The organism is Pseudomonas nitroreducens NBRC 12694, assembly GCF_002091755.1.
Lineage (GTDB): Bacteria > Pseudomonadota > Gammaproteobacteria > Pseudomonadales > Pseudomonadaceae > Pseudomonas > Pseudomonas nitroreducens.
Genome location: NZ_BDAI01000008.1, coordinates 188,104 through 204,668, shown reverse-complemented (window position 1 = coordinate 204,668; position 16,565 = coordinate 188,104). Strand labels below are relative to the sequence as shown.

The 16,565-nt window shown below is 65.6% G+C and carries 13 protein-coding genes; 7 read left to right on the top strand and 6 right to left on the bottom strand.

Annotated features, from left to right (window positions below; all coding sequences use genetic code 11):
- Positions 1–2,532, bottom strand: a 2,532-nt coding sequence (locus PNI01S_RS20450; RefSeq protein ID WP_143514261.1) for a retention module-containing protein, incomplete at its 3' end; no start/stop codon positions are given.
- Between the two features lie 548 nt (positions 2,533–3,080).
- Between PNI01S_RS20450 and PNI01S_RS20445 the strand changes: the two genes are divergently transcribed.
- The 3 genes from PNI01S_RS20445 (at position 3,081) to PNI01S_RS20435 (ending at position 8,068) form a co-directional block, all read left to right on the top strand.
- A complete protein-coding gene (locus PNI01S_RS20445) occupies positions 3,081–4,370 on the top strand; it encodes a TolC family outer membrane protein (protein ID WP_376784723.1) in 1,290 nt (429 codons plus the stop codon).
- A gap of 177 nt (positions 4,371–4,547) precedes the next feature.
- Positions 4,548–6,710 (top strand): type I secretion system permease/ATPase, encoded by a 2,163-nt coding sequence (locus tag PNI01S_RS20440; protein WP_084358900.1) that lies wholly within the window; start codon positions 4,548–4,550, stop codon positions 6,708–6,710.
- Between the two features lie 5 nt (positions 6,711–6,715).
- Positions 6,716–8,068 (top strand): HlyD family type I secretion periplasmic adaptor subunit, encoded by a 1,353-nt coding sequence (locus PNI01S_RS20435; protein ID WP_024765253.1) that lies wholly within the window; start codon positions 6,716–6,718, stop codon positions 8,066–8,068.
- A gap of 174 nt (positions 8,069–8,242) precedes the next feature.
- Here the strand turns inward: PNI01S_RS20435 and soxR are convergent, their stop codons facing one another.
- The gene (gene soxR / locus PNI01S_RS20430) at positions 8,243–8,737 is read right to left on the bottom strand and encodes a redox-sensitive transcriptional activator SoxR (protein ID WP_084358899.1); all 495 of its coding nucleotides are present in this window, start codon (positions 8,735–8,737) and stop codon (positions 8,243–8,245) included.
- Between the two features lie 74 nt (positions 8,738–8,811).
- Here soxR and PNI01S_RS20425 point away from each other — a divergent pair, with 74 nt between their 5' ends.
- Positions 8,812–9,168 (top strand): hypothetical protein, encoded by a 357-nt coding sequence (locus PNI01S_RS20425; protein WP_024765255.1) that lies wholly within the window; start codon positions 8,812–8,814, stop codon positions 9,166–9,168.
- 51 nt (positions 9,169–9,219) lie between these two features.
- Here PNI01S_RS20425 and PNI01S_RS20420 read toward each other — a convergent pair whose 3' ends face one another.
- The 4 genes from PNI01S_RS20420 to PNI01S_RS20405 all read right to left on the bottom strand — a co-directional run bounded on the left by PNI01S_RS20420 (position 9,220) and on the right by PNI01S_RS20405 (position 13,302).
- Positions 9,220–9,663 (bottom strand): acetyltransferase, encoded by a 444-nt coding sequence (locus PNI01S_RS20420; RefSeq protein ID WP_084358898.1) that lies wholly within the window; start codon positions 9,661–9,663, stop codon positions 9,220–9,222.
- A gap of 178 nt (positions 9,664–9,841) precedes the next feature.
- Positions 9,842–11,452 (bottom strand): ABC-F family ATP-binding cassette domain-containing protein, encoded by a 1,611-nt coding sequence (locus PNI01S_RS20415; protein ID WP_024765257.1) that lies wholly within the window; start codon positions 11,450–11,452, stop codon positions 9,842–9,844.
- 363 nt (positions 11,453–11,815) lie between these two features.
- Positions 11,816–12,409: a tRNA-uridine aminocarboxypropyltransferase gene (locus tag PNI01S_RS20410; RefSeq protein ID WP_024765258.1), complete on the bottom strand. Its 594-nt coding sequence runs from the start codon at positions 12,407–12,409 to the stop codon at positions 11,816–11,818.
- On the bottom strand, positions 12,406–13,302 hold the full coding sequence (locus PNI01S_RS20405; RefSeq protein WP_024765259.1) for a LysR family transcriptional regulator: 897 nt from the start codon (positions 13,300–13,302) through the stop codon (positions 12,406–12,408). The genes PNI01S_RS20410 and PNI01S_RS20405 overlap by 4 nt, the downstream gene beginning before the upstream one ends.
- Positions 13,303–13,590: 288 nt before the next feature.
- On the opposite strand from PNI01S_RS20405, the gene speB reads away from it, so the two are divergent.
- From speB to PNI01S_RS20390, 3 genes are read left to right on the top strand one after another with little or no spacing between them, the layout of a single operon-like run.
- The gene (gene speB / locus PNI01S_RS20400) at positions 13,591–14,550 is read left to right on the top strand and encodes an agmatinase (protein ID WP_024765260.1); all 960 of its coding nucleotides are present in this window, start codon (positions 13,591–13,593) and stop codon (positions 14,548–14,550) included.
- Between the two features lie 16 nt (positions 14,551–14,566).
- Positions 14,567–14,977 carry a YybH family protein gene (locus PNI01S_RS20395; RefSeq protein WP_084358897.1) on the top strand — a complete coding sequence of 137 codons (411 nt, stop codon included), beginning with the start codon at positions 14,567–14,569 and terminating at the stop codon, positions 14,975–14,977.
- Between the two features lie 25 nt (positions 14,978–15,002).
- The gene (locus tag PNI01S_RS20390; RefSeq protein WP_024765262.1) at positions 15,003–16,517 is read left to right on the top strand and encodes a purine-cytosine permease family protein; all 1,515 of its coding nucleotides are present in this window, start codon (positions 15,003–15,005) and stop codon (positions 16,515–16,517) included.
- Positions 16,518–16,565 lie beyond the last annotated feature (48 nt).

Sequence of the window (16,565 nt, the reverse complement as noted above, 5' to 3'; positions counted from 1 at the left end):
AGTGAGCTTGATATCGGCGTCCTGGCACGGGGTGATGCTCGGGCCGTCGTCGAGGAAGGTCAGCTTGCCCCCCAGGTCGATCTGCGCGGTGGCGCTGTCGCCATCCTTGTCGGTGATGGTGGCGGTCAGGGCGATCTTGCCGGCCAGGGTCAGCGCATCGTTGGGATCGCTGGCATCGGGATGGGCCAGGGCCCGCAGTTGCTCCAGGGTAACCTTGCCGTCACCGTCGATGGTGACGCGGAAGGCCACGGTGCTGGTGCCTTCAAGGCGCCCTTCCACACCATTGGCGGTGTTGTAGAGGAAGATCCGCTCACCGGTGGCGGTGTCTTTCAGGCCGCTATCGGTGTTGTCCGCGGCTTCGAGCTTGTAGCTGATGGAGCCGGCGCCGTCCGCACCGAACTGGCCGTTGAACAGGTCGGCGACGGAGTTGCTGGTGGCGGCCTGCCCGAGTTGGGTCTCGTCCACGGTGAGGTGGATATCGCCACCTTCCACCGGCGCGATGCGCGGGCCATCGTCGAGGAAGGTGAGCTTGCTGCCCAGATCGAGACTGGCGCTCTGATGGTCGCCGTCGGCGTCGGTCACGGTGGCAGACAGGCTGATCTTGCCGGCGCCCAGGCTCAGCGGGTCGTTGGCATCGGCAGCGTCCGGGTGCACCAGCGCACGCACCTGGTCGAGGGTGATCTTGCCGTCGCTACCCAGGGTCACTCGGAAGGCGACCGCCCCGTCGGCACCGCCCACACGTCCTTCGACGCCGTTGGCGGTGTTGAACAGGAAGATCTTGTCGCCGGTGGCGGTGTCTTTCAGCCCGCTGTCGGTATTGTCGGTCGTACCGATCCTGTAGGTGATGGTGCCGGCGCCGTCAGCGCCGAACTGGGCGTTGAACAGATCACCCACCGCCACGCTGCTGGTGGCGTCCTGGCCGAGGTTGGTCTCGTCCACGGTCAGATGCAGGCCTTCGGTATTGCCCACGGCGACGTTCGGGCCGTCATCGGTGAAGCTCACCCGGCCGCCGAGGTCGATGGAGCTGCTGGAGGAAACGCTGTCGCCGTCGCGGTCGGTGACCGTCAGGTTGCCCTGCAGTTGCACCAGGCCGGAATCGAGCACTGCGGTCTGGCTGGCATAACCGCTTTCACTGCCCGGCAGGGCATGGTCGATGGCACTGTACTGCGTCAGGGTAACCACGCCGCTGCCATTCACCGACAGCGAGAACACGGTGTTCTCGCCGGTAATGCCGGCGGCGCTGGCGGAGGTGGAGGCGACGATGGCGCCGCCGACGCTGTACAGGTAGATAGTGGCGCCGCCGCTGGTCAGGCCCGAGTTGGCGCCGTTGCCGCCGACCAGGTTCAGGCTGTAGGTCAGTTGGGTGCTGCCGGCGCCGTCGCCGCCATAGTTGGCGGTCACCTGGAAGGCCGAGCTGTAGTCGGCGGTGGACGTGTCGAAGGCCGCACCAGCGGTGTTGGCGTCGTGGGTCTGCAGCAGCACCTCCACGCCATTGTCGGCGGACAGGCCGGCCTGCGGTGCATCGTCGACGATGCCCACGGTCAGGGTTCCATTGGCCGGGGTGCCGTTGCCATCGGTGATGGTGTAGGGAATATCGAAGGTCAGGGTGTCTTCGCTGCCCTTCACCGGATGATCCACCGGCTGCAGCAAGTTCACTTCGAAGGCGCCGGTATTGATATCGGTGAGGGTCACGGTGAACACCGGAGTGCCATTGGCGCTACCGGTCAGTACATGGCCGTCGGGGCTGACGCTGTAGGTGATGGCGACACCGCCTGAGGTCAGGCTGGGCAGCCCTGCAGTGCCCCACGAGAAGCTGCCGACGCCATCGCTGCCGAAGTTGTAGCCGAGGCTGCCGGTGAAGGTCGCGCCTTCGCCTGCACCATCGGGAATCCCGCCGGGCAGGCCGGCCTCGAATACGTTGGCGGTACCAGGGCCGTTGGGGCCAGCGCTCGGCTGGCCATCCGGCGGCAGGACCTCGGGCGGCGTAACGGCCTCGGCTCGCGGCTGCGGAACGCCGTCGAACTCGCGCAGGGGCAGTGGCCCGGAGCCGATCGGCCCGGTGGGGAAGCCGATGGTCGGGTCGATATGCCCGCCGACTTCGGTCAGCAGGACGAAGGAGTGCCCGCCACCGGGTTTGCCATTGGCGGCGTTGCCCGCCTGGGGACCTGCGGCAGTGGCTTCGGCCTGCTGGGTCGGGTCGGCGCCCGCGGCGATGGCGGCCTGCAGGGCCTTGACGTCGGCGGTGTCTTTCGCGCTCGGCGGCGCAGGCTGTTGTGCTACCTGCTCGTCACCGTTCTGCGCCTGGTGCGCAGCAGCGAGCATCTGCGAGGTCAGCGGCAAGGCGCTGTCGCGGCCCAGGGTGATCTCGCCGCCGCCAGCGACTTTCAATGCCACCGCGCCATTGGCGCCGGTGACCAGCTGCTCGCCTACGAAAACCTTGTCTCCCTGTTCCAAAGGACGACGCGATCCATCGGCGGCTACCGCAAACACTTCGCCGATTACCTTGCTGACGACACCCATCAAAGTAGCCATGAGTCCTTCCTCCACTGCACTGTCCGCGGCCGGTTCCACCGACACGCAAGTAACCTGAACAGGCCATGGCACGCTTGTATCCGGATGCCGCTACGAAAGCTGCGAAGGGTGCGAAAAGGACTGGTAGCGTTTGCGTATCAAAAAGCCAGCGACAATTTTCTGTCATGCTGGCCACGCGTTTTATTGTCCTTCTGCGGTGGTCCCCGCCCTAACTGCTACAAACCGTACCTGGCTTCGTTTGCAAGCGCCTTTCCCGCCCATACCCAGGAAATACGAGGGCTTGCACGTTCAAACAATGTGCGGTTTTTCACATGACTCATAAGATTTTTTCCGAATAACCCATGTGAAAAATTCTTCTGAGGTTTTCGAAAAGTTGTTCTTAGCTCTGATGTTACAGGCGTGAAACGCTTGATAAGAGAAAAAAGCCAATAAATTGGCGATTCAAGAGCATCGAAGTACAGAACACCAGGAGCAAAGCCATGCGCAGTCGTAACGCGGCACTATGGAGCGGTGTATTTTTGGCGGTGTCAGGGGCCCATGGGCAGGCAATGACCCTGACTGAAGCTATACAAAGCACGCTGCAGTACCACCCGGAAATCAGTCAGAGCGTGAACAGTCGCCTGACTGCGGATGAAGAACTCAAGTTTGCAAGGGGAGGCTATCTGCCAACCGTCGATCTCGTGGCCGGATACGGCCGGGAGAACACCGACAGCCCGACCACTCGCGCGGCGGGCAATCACAACGATGAAACCCTGACCCGTGGTGATGCGGAAATCCGTCTGCGGCAAATGCTGTTCGACGGTTTCGGCACGCCCAACGAGGTCAAGCGCAACGAATCCAACGTCAACTCCAAGGCCTTCCGCATCCTCGGCACCTCCGAGACCGCCGCCCTGCGCACCGTCGAGGTCTACCTCGAAGTGCTCAAGCGTCGCGAAATGGTGACCCTGGCGAAGAACAACCTGCAGGCCCACGAACGCATCGGCGATCAGATTCGCCTGCGCAGCGAGCGAGGCGTCGGCAGTACCGCGGACAACGACCAGGCCATCGCGCGTCTGGCCCTGGCGCAGAACAACCTCTACACCGAGGAAGTGAACCTGGCCGACGCCGAGGCGAATTTCTACAGCGCCACCGGCAAGATGCCCGACCAGCTGGAAATGCCCACCACGATCAAGGCCGAAGTGCCGCCGGACCTGCTGAGCGCCCGCCAAAACATGCTCAGCGACAACCCGCTGCTGAAATCGGCGCAGGCCGACGTCAATGCCGCCGAATCCCAGTACGAGGCGGCCAAGGCGCCCTTCTATCCGCGCTTCGACGCGGAGCTGGCCAAGGCGGCCAACAATAACGTCGACGGCGACGAAGGCCACTACAACAGCTGGGAAGCCCAGGTAGTGATGCGCTACAACCTGTTCAACGGGATGCGCGACAAGGCTCACCTGAATGCCACCTCGCACCAGATCGGCGAGGCCCAGGACATCCGCAACAACGCGCTGCGGCTGCTCAACGAGAACCTCTCGCTGGCCTGGGACGCGATGGAAAACTCGCGCAAGCAGACCCAGCCGGCCCGTGAATACGCCGACTACACCCGCAAGGTGCGCGAGGCGTACCAGCAACAGTTCACTCTCGGCCAGCGCACCCTGCTCGACCTGCTGGACAGCGAGAACGAACTGTTCACCGCCAACCGTCGCTACACCGAAGTGCGCTACACCGAGGAGTACTCGATGTACCGCGTGCTGGGCAGCATGGGTTCGCTGCTGCGCTCCCAGCATGTGGTAGCGCCCCACGAGTCGGTGGCGCTGTCGGACGTGAAGAACGAGGCACGCCTGCCTGACCTGAAATAAGAAAGTCGCACACATTCGCCGCCTCCCCCACGCTGCCCAGCCTTGGGGAGGCGGCCGTGAAGCGATACGACGGGGCACGGAAAACCCGGCGTCCGGCGAGGGCCGGCGAGCACCTGCAAGTGCTCGCCGGCTGCTGCTGGCGTGGGCTGGCCCGGCCCGGGAGGAAGTAGCGTGACCATGATCATCCAGGAGCGCAGCGCACCCGCGCCGGGCGATCCGCGCCTGAGCCATGACGATCCCCTGCTCGACGGACTGCTGATTCTCTGCCGCCTGCACGGTTGCGCGGTGAGTCGCAACAGCCTCGCCGCCGGACTGCCGCTGCCCAACCAGCGCCTGTCCGCCAGCCTGCTGCCGCGCGCCGCCGCGCGTGCCGGGCTGCAGGGGCGACTGCTGCGCCGCGAGCTGAAGAGCATTTCCAGCCTGAACCTGCCGGTGCTGCTGCTGCTCAACGACGGCCGCAGCGCGGTGTTGCGCCAATGGCGCGACGACGGCCAGGCACTGATCCTGCCCTGCGAAACCGAAGGCGGCGAGCAGGCCGTGAGCGCCGAGGAACTGGCCGCCCAGTACAGTGGCCAGGCCCTCTTCGCCCGCCCGCGCCACGAACTGGAGGCCGCCCGCAAACCGCTGGTGCCGCGGGTCGAAGCCTGGTTCCGCGACACCCTGCGGCTCTCGCGCTGGCTTTATACCGATGCCCTGGTCGCCAGCCTGCTGATCAACCTGCTGGGCATGCTGGTGCCGCTGTTCGTCATGCAGACCTACGACCGCGTGGTGCCCAACCAGGCGATCTCGACCCTCTGGGTACTGGCGGCCGGCCTGCTGCTGGGAACGATGTTCGAACTGCTGCTGCGCGTGCTGCGCTCCAACCTGCTGGACATGGCCGGCAAAAAGACCGACGTGGTGCTGTCCGCCACCCTGTTCGACCGCATCACCGGCATGTCGCTCAAGGCCAAGCCCGAGACCATCGGCGGCTTCGCCCAGAGCATCCATGACTTCCAGGGCCTGCGCGAATTCCTCACCGCACTGACCCTCACGAGCCTGATCGACCTGCCCTTCTCGATCCTGATGATCCTGGTCATCGGCCTGCTCGGCGGCTGGCTGATCGCGATCCCACTGCTGGCCTTCCCGCTCACCATCGTCTTCGCCCTGATCATCCAGAGCCGCCTGCGCGACACGGTGCAGAAGAGCCTGACCCTGGGCGCCGAACGCCAGGCGCTGCTGATCGAAACCCTCGGCGGCCTGGAAACCCTCAAGGCCTGCGGCGCCGAGAGCGAGCGCCAGTACCGCTGGGAAGCCACCCATGGCGCGCTGGCACGGCTGGACAACCACGCGCGCTTCCTCTCCGCCCTGGCCACCAACGGCACCCTGTTCCTCCAACAGTTCGCCGGCATGGCGATGATCTGCGCCGGGGTCTACAGCATCCTCGACGGCAACCTCAGCGTCGGCGCCCTGGTCGCCAGCTACATGCTCAACAGCCGCGTACTCGCCCCGCTGGGGCAGATCGCCGGGCTGATCACCCGTTACCAGCAGGCGCGCCTGACCATGAAGAGCACCGACGCGCTGATGGAACTGCCCCAGGAACGCCAGGCCCGCCAGCGCCCGCTGGAGCGCACCCAGTTGCACGGCGCACTGGAGGTCCGCCAACTGAGCTTCAGTTATCCGGAGCAGACCAGCCCGGCGCTGAACCACGTCAGCCTGCGCCTGGCCCCCGGCGAGAAGATCGGCATCATCGGCAAGAGCGGCTCGGGCAAGAGCACCTTCGGCCGCCTGCTGATGGGCTTCTATCACCCGGACGAAGGACAGATCCTGCTGGACGGCCTGGACCTGCGCCAGCTCGACGTCTCCGACCTGCGCCAGCAGATCGGCTACGTCGCCCATGACCTGCCGCTGCTGGCTGGCAGCCTGCGCGACAACCTGACCCTGGGCGCGCGCTACGTCAGCGACGCGCGGATGCTCGAAGTGGCCGAACTGACCGGCGTCAGCGAACTGGCCCGGCAACACCCGGCCGGCTTCGACCGGCCGGTGGGCGAGCGCGGCCAGCTGCTCTCCGGCGGCCAGCGCCAGGCGGTGCTGATGGCCCGCGCGCTGCTGCTCGACCCGCCGATCCTGCTGCTCGACGAGCCCACCAGCGCCATGGACAACAGCAGCGAGGAGATCCTCCGCAAGCGCCTGCACGAGGCCTGCCGCGACAAGACCCTGCTGCTGGTCACCCACCGCACCTCGATGCTCAGCCTGGTCGACCGCCTGCTGGTGCTCGACAGTGGCCGCATCGTCGCAGACGGCCCGAAAGACGCGGTCATCGAAGCATTGCGCAAGGGCCACGTCGGCCCGGCAGCGGGGTAATGGCCATGCACTTTTCGCAATCGATCCGCGGCTACCTGGGCGGCAACGGCGCCCGCGACACCGAATTCATGCCCGAGGTGCAAGGCACCCTGCTGGAAGACTCGCCCAACGCCACGCGCATCACGCTCTGGGCAGCACTTGGGCTGCTGGTGGCGGCCATCACCTGGGCGTACTTCGCCGACATCGAGGAAGTCACCAAGGGCGAAGGCAAGGCCATCCCCTCCTCCAAGGTGCAGACCATCCAGAACCTGGAGGGCGGCATCGTCTCGGAAATCTTCGTCCGCGAAGGCCAGGTGGTGAACAAGGGCCAGCCGCTGCTGCGCCTGGACGACACGCGCTTCTCCTCCAACAAGGGCGAGTCCGAGGCCGACCGCAACTCGCTGGAAGCCCGCGTGGAGCGCCTGAAAGCGGAAGCGGACGGGCGTGCGCCGGACTTCACCGACGACCTGAAGAAAGCCGCGCCGCAGGTCGTGGAGGACCAGATGGCGCTCTACCAGACCCGCATGCAGCGGCAGAACAGCGAGCTGAACATTCTTCAGGAACAACTGCGCCAGAAGACCCAGGAATTGCAGGAGTTCCGCGCCAAGACCCAGCAATACCGCTCCAGCCTCGGCCTGGTGCAGCAGGAGATCAACATGTCCGAGCCGCTGGTGAAGGCCGGTGCGGTCTCCCCCGTCGAGCTGCTGCGCCTGCGCCGCAGCGCGGTGGAGATCAGCGGCGACCTCAACGCCACCAACCTCGCCATCCCCCGCGCCGAGGCGGCGGTGAACGAGATCCAGCGCAAGGTCGAGGAATCGAAGCTGGGCTTTCGCAGCGATGCGCTGAAGGAACTCAACGACGTTCGCACCGACCTCAACAAGCTCACCGCCACCAGCCGCGCCATCGACGACAAGGTCAACCGCACGCTGGTGGTCGCGCCCCTGCGCGGCATCGTCAAGCAGCTCAAGGTCAACACCATCGGCGGCGTGGTGCAGCCGGGCAACGACATGGTGGAAATCGTCCCGCTGGAGGACAACCTGCTGGTGGAAGCGCGGGTGCGCCCGCAGGACATCGCCTTCCTCCACCCCGGCCAGCCGGCCACGGTGAAGTTCACCGCCTACGACTACACCATCTACGGCGGGCTCAAGGCCAAGCTGGAAATGATCAGCGCCGACACCATCACCGACGACAAGGGCAACAGCTTCTACCTGATCCAGGTGCGCACCGACAAGAACCACCTGGGCACCGACGCCAAGCCCCTGCTGATCATCCCCGGCATGGTGGCGACGGTGGACATCATCACCGGCGAGAAGAGCGTGCTGGATTACATCTTGAAGCCGGTGTTGAAGGCGCGGTGGGAGGCACTGCGGGAGCGGTGAGTTTTTGGGTCGGGCTTCGCAGCAGGGGTTTGCCCTCTCCCCAGCCCTCTCCCTGAAGGGAGAGGGAGCTATACGATCGAGCTTTTACACTGGCGCTTCATTCATACAACCGCGTCCGGCCAGCTCAAAAACTCCCCTCACTCGGGACAATCCCCTCTCCCTTCAGGGAGAGGGTTAGGGAGAGGGGCTCTTCAGCTCTTCAGCCTCACTGCCCCCCTCTCGCCAATGCGCCCCCGGCCCCTCCTCTGCCAACTTGTCCCCCGGATTGCGCAGCGGGCAGGCCTCCATCGACAAACAGCCACAACCGATGCAGCCGTCGAGTTGATCGCGCAGCAGCAATAACTTCTCGATCCGCTCGTTCAGGTCCTCCCGCCAGCGCGCCGACAATCGCGCCCAGTCCGCTGCCGACGGGTTGTGCCCGGTCGGCAGCGAGCCCAGTGCGTCGGCGATCTCCCCCAGGGGAATCCCTACCCGCTGCGCCACCTTGATCACCGCCACCCGGCGCAACGTGTCGCGCGAGTAGCGGCGCTGGTTGCCCGCGTTGCGAGTGCTGCTGATCAGCCCCCTGGTCTCGTAGAAGTGCAGCGCCGAGACGGCCACGCCGGCGCGCTTGGCCAGTTCGCCGACACTCAGGTCGCGGTGCAGGGAGCAGGAAGAAGATTCTTTCATGGGCTATTGACCTCAAGTTATGTTGAGGTTTTACCCTCGCCTGGCATTCGGTTCAAGACAGGGAGCCCAGGAACATGACTCAACCCAGCCCGATCACCGCCCAGGCCTGCGTGGACAATCCGCACTTCGTGCTGCAGATCGAGATCGACGTGACACCCCAGCAACGCCCGCACATCGCCGCGCGCCTGTGCGATTACCTGGCGCATCTGCAGGAGCTGTTCTACCGGCGCCCCGGCTACCTCGCCAGCGAGCTGCATGCCGAAGGCCAACCGCAGCGCCTGGTCGGCCGCCTGCACTGGCGCCGCAAGGAAGACTGGGAAGCCGCCTGGGACTGCCGTAGCACGGCCAGCGACCTGTTCGCCGACAGCCTGCTCAGGCTCGGCGCGCGAAGCATCCGCTTCGGCAGCAGCGAGACCGAGCACACAGCGTAACCCCCGGCTTTTTGTAGGACCGAGGGGAACGCCTACAGGTTCTGCCTGCGCTTACCTACTGGCCGGCAGGCTCATATGCAGCAAGGGGAACGGCCGACCTTCGCCATCCAGCGGTGAGCGCCCGGTCTGGACGAAGCCGTAGTGCAGATAGAACCCCACCGCTTGAGGATTCTGTTCATTGACGTCGACATCCAGCGTACCGCGCGTTTCGCGCACGAAATCCAGCAGCGCGCGGCCAAGGCCCCGCCCCCGGCAATCCGGGTCGATGAAAAGCATTTCCACATGGTTGTCGTTGAGGCCGATGAAGCCCTGAGGGCAGTCGTCGGCATCGACCGCCACCCAGACCTCGACGGCGGGCAGGTAGACATCGCGAACCAGCGGCAGGAGCGCGTCGATGTCGGAGGGTTGCAGGAAGTCGTGGGTCGCGCGCACGGCGCCCAGCCAGATATCGAGCAGCCGCGGGTTGTCCGCAGCGATGCGTTGGCGAATGAGCATGAATTCATCCTGATTCAACAGATCACAAAGGGATAGCACGCCACGAGCGGTGACGGCCGTTGGAGCGTCGGCAGCATGAATGCCCGCTTCGCGAATCAACGCCTGGGCGGGTCACGGCAGAGGCAGCCGGAAAGAGAGGGACGCCGATCCTAACTGCCTCGCGCCGACCGGTAAAGGTTCAGCCTGCGCGCCAATGCCAGCCGTCTCGCGCGCACTCCAGGCGGCCCTCCAGCGCCAGCCTGGCAAGAAACGCTTCATCGTGGGATACCACCAGCAAGGCGCCCCGGTATTGCCGCAACAGCTCTTCCAGGGCCTCGCGGGATGGCAGGTCGAGGTGGTTTTCCGGCTCGTCCAGAAGCAGCAGCTGCGCCGGCTGCTCGGCGTAGATCTCGCAAGCCAGCGCCGCCTTCAGGCGCTCGCCGCCGCTGAGCAGCGCACTGGGCAGATCGACCCGCGCGGCCGGCAGGTCGAGTTGCGCCAGGCGTGTGCGCAGCACGGACTTGTCCACAGCCCGGTTGCGCTCCAGCAACAGCTCCAGCACCGACCGCTCCGGCGACAATGCCGCCAGATGCTGGTCCAGGTAGGCGCTGCGCACCTTCACATCGCAAAGCCCGGCGACAGGTTCGACGATGCCGGCCAGCACCTTGAGCAAGGTCGACTTGCCGCTGCCATTGCACCCGGTCACCGCCAGGCGGCGCGGCCCGTTCAGTTGCAGGTCCAGCGGAGCGGGATTGCCGAAAGGCAGGCGCAGCCCGGCCAGTTGCAGTACCGCGCGCTGCTCGGGCAACTCACACGCCGGCGCATTCAATGCGACGGCGGCGTCATCACGCAGTTGGCCGAACGCGTCCCGCACGTCGTGCGCCAACTGTTCGCGGCGTTCGCCATGCTGCGTGGCCAGGCGCGCAATGCTGGTCTGGCTGCGCTCCTTCTGCCGATCCACCAGGATCTTCGCCTGGTTGGCCTCCTGCGCATCCCTGCGTCCCTTCGCCTGACGGTGCGCCTGGCGCTCGCGCTGTTCCTGCATCGCGCGCTGCTGGCGGTCCCGCTCCTGCTTGCGCCGTTGCAGTTCGCGCAGCGCATTGTCCTGCTCCTGCTGGCGCGTCTCCCGATAAAAGGCATAGCCACCGGAGTAACTGCGCAGCCCGGCGGAAGACAGTTCGACGATGCGCTGCATGTCATCCAGCAGCAGGCGATCGTGGCTGATCAGGATCAGGCCGCCGCGCCAGCGCTGAAGCTGCTCGCGCAGCGCCTCGCGGCCGGCGCGATCCAGGTGGTTGCTCGGTTCGTCGAGGAGCAGCCATTCCGCCTCGCTCAGCCAGGCGCCGAGCAGCGCCACGCGCATGCACTCGCCGCCGCTCAGGCGGACAGCGGGCGTATCGACGGTCAAATGCCCCAATCCTGCCGCCGACAGCATCGCCTCCAGCTGCGCGCGGATGTCCCAGCGCCCGTCCAGCAACTCGAAGTCGGCGGGGTCGACGGCGCCGGCCTCGACCCGCGCCAGCGCATCCAGCAATGGCTGCACGCCGGCAAGCTCCGCCACGCTGCGAAACGCCTGCGGCTCGATGTGTTGGGGCAGGTAATGCACGAGCCCGGAGGCCAGGCAGCGCCCGGCGCTGGGCGCCAGGACTCCCGCCATGATCCGCGCCAGCACAGACTTGCCCGCACCATTGCGCCCGACCAGCGCGGTACGGCGCTCGTCGAAGGTTTCGTTGAGGTCGCGAAACAGCGGTTCGCCCGTGGGCAATTGAAACGTGACGCCATGCAGCGCCAGGGAGACAGGGTTCGTCATACGCAAATCCATCGGATGCCGGGTAACCCCCAGGAACGGAACCTGGGACGGAAACGGGCCGTGAAACCACGGCGGCATCAATGGCGCATCGGACGAACACCTCGCGAAGGGGAATGAGGGGCGCAGTATACGCGCGTCCCCGCGATCCTGCTCCTGTAGGAGCAACTGTCTTCTCTGGATAGCCCGTCTCTGCGTCTTCCCCCTCACCCTAACCCTGGCTGCGCGCCCCGCTCCTCAGGGAGAGGGGGCAGTCCGAGCCGACTGACGCGAAGGTTTCATCCTGCACCGAACGGTCCCCTCTCCCCTTGGGAGAGGGCTAGGGTGAGGGATGGCCCAAGCGCAGAGGTATCTCGTAGGAGCGGATCAGCAGCGCGTCCCGTGGTTGCGCCGGAAGGTCTCCTCCCCCATGGCGGCAATCTGCCCTTCGATCAGCGCATCGAACGGACGCAGCAGGTCGGCGTGGGATTGCGGTGCGTCCAGCGCATCGAGGGCATGCACCACGGCTTCGATGGTGGACAGAGCCCCTTCGGCCGGCGCCTTGCGCAGGCGGTAGCGCGAGGTGAGACCTTCCGGCAGCACAACGCGCGGCAGCGCGGCGAGGTTCGGATTGAGGTGCAGCAGCTTGCGCGCCTTGCGCCAGGTGCCATCGGGCACCACCAGCAGGCGCGGTTTATCCACAGGCCGAGCAGCCAGTTCGCCCAGCACCAGGGCGGGCTCGCCGGGAAACAGCAACCAGGCATCCCAGGCGGACAGGTCCAGGCCGCTGAAATCCTCACCGACCATCAATTCGGCATTGATCAACCCAAGGGCTGCCAGCCGCGCGGTATTCAGCGCATGGCCGGCCTCGCTCGGATGCTGCAACAACAGGACGCGGGTGCGGTTATCCACACGGGGAATCAGCGCACACAGGCAATGATCCAGCGGGCGCTCGCAGCGCGGGCAACGGGCGCGGCTCATGACTGGCTCGGCTGGGTGCGCAGCAGGTCGCGGAAGTTCTGGATCAGCGGCTCGCGGGAACGACCGCGGCGCAGGATCAGCGAGAACGGTGCCTGGTAGCCGAAGGTCGCCGGCAGCAACGCGCGCAGGCGGCCCTGCTCCACCCAGGGGTGGGCGTAGTGTTCGGGCAGGTAGCCGATATAGCCGCCGGAGAGAATCAGGATCAGCTGCGCCTCCATACTCTCCACGGTGCCGGCGCTGTGCTTGAAGCCGTGCCGCGCCAGCTCCGCCTGGCTCCAGTAGCCACGGCCGACCATGCGCTGCTGGGTGATCAGCTCGGCGGGAATGCGCCGGCCGTCGAACAGCGGGTGGCGGTCGCTGCAGTACAGCCAGTGCTGCTCTCTATAAAGAGGCTGGTAGACCAGGCCGTTCATCCGGCTGAAGAAGGAGCCGATGGCCAGGTCCAGGCGGTTGTCCAGCACCGCCAGCTGCAACTCGTAGGGGCTCTGCACCTGCAGATGCAGGTGCACCGCCGGGTGCAGGCTGCTGAAGGAACCGATCACATCCGCCAGCGGCAGCGCCGGGTCGCTCACGGTGGAATCCAGCACGCCGAGGTTCAGGGTGCCGCGCAGCTCGCCTTTCAAGGTCGCGGCATAGCGCTCGAAGCCTTCCAGCTCGCCGAGGATGCGCAGGGTTTCCTGGTGGAACAGCTCGCCCTTGCTGGTCAGGCCGAAGCCGCCGCGACCACGGTGGCAGAGCACGATGCCCAACTGGTTCTCCAACTGGCTCATGTAGGTGCTGATCGCCGAGGTCGACAGGTTCAACTCCTGCTGGGCGGCGGCGAAGCCCTGGCTACGCACCACGCAGGCGAAAATCCGCAGCAGTTTGACGTCGGGCAATGCGCTCGCGCTCATGAAGACTCCGCAAAACCGCGGCCGGGCCGCTCTAGTTCAGTAGTTTCTATACCTGAAAAACGGATGATAGCAAGCCACCTATCTATTCAGGAACCGCAGGCCACAAGCCCGGCGAGCCGTCTGCTGCGGCAAGGTGGCGCAGTCTAGCGACTGTTATTAGTTTAGAAAACTCTGAAGTGATTATTTGTAGCCAGCGATTTTTTCCACTACCCGGCGTGGAGAGAATCCGGCCCTAAGTATCAACAAGCCTGTTTCCACGAAGACAGCGATCAGCCTGAGGCCCTCCCCATGGACAAGAAACTTCACCAGCCCCTGGGCGGTAACGAAATGCCGCGTTTCGGCGGCATTGCCACCATGATGCGCCTGCCGCATATCCAGTCCCCCGAAGAGCTCAACCAGCTCGATGCCGCCTTCGTCGGCGTACCCCTGGACATCGGCACCTCCCTGCGCTCCGGCACTCGTTTCGGGCCGCGCGAAATCCGCGCCGAGTCGGTGATGATCCGTCCGTACAACATGGCCACCGGCGCTGCGCCGTTCGACTCGCTGAACATCGCCGACATCGGTGACGTGGCGATCAACACCTTCAACCTGATGGAAGCCGTACGCATCATCGAAGAGGCGTACGACAAGATCCTCGACCACGGCATCCTCCCGCTGACCCTGGGCGGCGACCACACCATCACCCTGCCGATCCTGCGGGCCATCCACAAGAAGCACGGCAAGGTCGGCCTGGTCCACATCGACGCCCATGCCGATGTGAACGACCACATGTTCGGCGAGAAGATCGCCCACGGCACCACCTTCCGCCGCGCGGTGGAAGAAGGCCTGCTGGACTGCGACCGCGTGGTGCAGATCGGCCTGCGCGCGCAGGGCTACACCGCCGAAGACTTCAACTGGAGCCGCAAGCAGGGCTTCCGCGTGGTGCAGGCCGAAGAGTGCTGGCACAAGTCGCTGGAACCGCTGATGGCCGAAGTCCGCGAAAAGGTCGGCGGCGGCCCGGTGTACCTGTCCTTCGACATCGACGGCATCGACCCGGCCTGGGCGCCCGGTACCGGCACCCCGGAAATCGGCGGCCTGACCACCATCCAGGCGATGGAAATCGTCCGTGGCTGCCACGGCCTGGACATCATCGGCTGCGACCTGGTCGAGGTCTCCCCGCCGTACGACACCACCGGCAACACCTCGTTGCTCGGCGCCAACCTGCTCTACGAAATGCTCTGCATCCTCCCGGGCGTAGAGCGTCGCTGAGCGCACGAGCACCTACATGAATAACGACGCCTGCGTAGCACAGGTGCTGGAGGCTGCCCGCGAGCTCGTGGCAGCCTTCGCGCGCACCGACACCGAAGCCTACTTCGCCGCCTTCAGCGAAGACGCCTCCTTCATTTTCCACACCTGGCCGGTGCCGCTGCTGTCGCGCGCGGCTTATCGCGACGTGTGGGAGGGCTGGCTGCGTGACGATGGTTTCGAGGTCCTTGACTGCCTTTCGAGCAACACCTTTGTGAGCCTGCAGAGCGAAGACGTGGCGGTGTTCTGCCACGACGTCGCCACGCGGCTGCGCATCCAGGGAGAGGAAAGCCTGAACCACGAACGGGAGACCATCGTCTTCCGCCGTGATCCGAAACAGGGCCGCTGGCTGGCCACACACGAGCACCTGTCACCGTCTCCGACGCCATAAAGACAGGGCTCCCCGGGAGGAAGTCATGGATAACAAGAACAACGCACACGCAATCACAACGATCGAGACATTCGGGGTCGAACAGATCCCGGATCACGAACGCAACGCCACGCCCACCGACCTGTTCCGCATGATCTTCGGTGGCGCCAACACCTTCGCCACCGCCGTGCTGGGCAGCTTCCCGGTACTGTTCGGCCTGTCGTTCCAGGCCGGCGTCTGGGCCATCGTGCTCGGCGTGCTGGTCGGTTCGCTCATCCTCGCGCCGATGGGCCTGTTCGGCCCGCTCAACGGCACCAACAACGCGGTCTCCTCGGGCGCCCACTTCGGCGTACACGGGCGGATCGTCGGTTCGTTCCTGTCGCTGCTCACTGCGGTCGCGTTCTTCTCCCTCTCCGTGTGGAGCTCGGGCGATGCGCTGATCGGTGGCGCCAAGCGCCTGTTCGACCTGCCGGAAACCGACCTCACCCTGGGCCTGGCCTACGGTCTGTTCGCCGTGCTGGTGCTGATCGTCTGCATCTACGGCTTCCGCTTCATGCTGATGGTCAACAAGATCGCCGTATGGGCCGCGAGCCTGCTGTTCCTGCTCGGCCTGTTCGCCTTCGCAGGCCCGTTCGACGCTGGCTACGCTGGCACCGTGCAGATGGGCAGCGAAGGTTTCTGGGCCGCCTTCATCGGCGCCGCCCTGCTGGCGATGAGCAACCCGGTGTCCTTCGGCGCCTTCCTCGGTGACTGGGCGCGCTATATCCCGCGCCAGACCTCGCAGAAGCGCATCATGCTGGCCGTGATCTGCGCCCAGCTGGCCACCCTGATCCCGTTCCTGTTCGGCCTGGCCACCGCCACCATCGTTGCCGTCAACGCTCCGGACTACATCGCGCAGAACAACTACGTCGGCGGCCTGCTGGCCGTTTCGCCGAGCTGGTTCTTCCTGCCGGTGTGCCTGATCGCGGTAATCGGCGGCATGTCCACCGGCACCACCTCGCTGTACGGCACCGGCCTGGACATGTCCAGCGTGTTCCCGCGCCTGCTCAACCGCGTACAGGCGACCCTGCTGATCGGCCTGCTGTCCATCGCCTTCATCTTCATCGGTCGCTTCGCCGCGAACCTGGTACAGAGCGTGTCCACCTTCGCCGTGCTGATCATCACCTGCACCAGCCCCTGGATGGTGATCATGATCCTCGGCCTGATTATCCGTCGTGGCTTCTACCATGCCGATGACCTGCAGGTGTTCACCCGTGGCCAGGAAGGCGGCGCCTACTGGTTCCACAACGGCTGGAACTGGCGCGGCATGGGCGCGTGGATCCCGAGTGCGGCCCTGGGCCTGTGCTTCGTCAACCTGCCGGGCCAGTTCGTCGGCCCCCTCGGCAACCTGGCCGGCGGCATCGACATCAGCCTGCCGGTCACTCTCGGCATGGCCGCCCTGCTCTACGTGGCCCTGCTGCGGACCTTCCCGGAACCCGCTGGCGTGTATGGCCCCAAGGGCCCGCGCTGGGTGGCCAGCCATGATCGACCAGTGCGCAGCATCAGCGAGCCGGCGGCCTGATCCAGGCTTCGCGGCCTGACGCGAAGCGCTCTACCTGAAAGCCCCCAT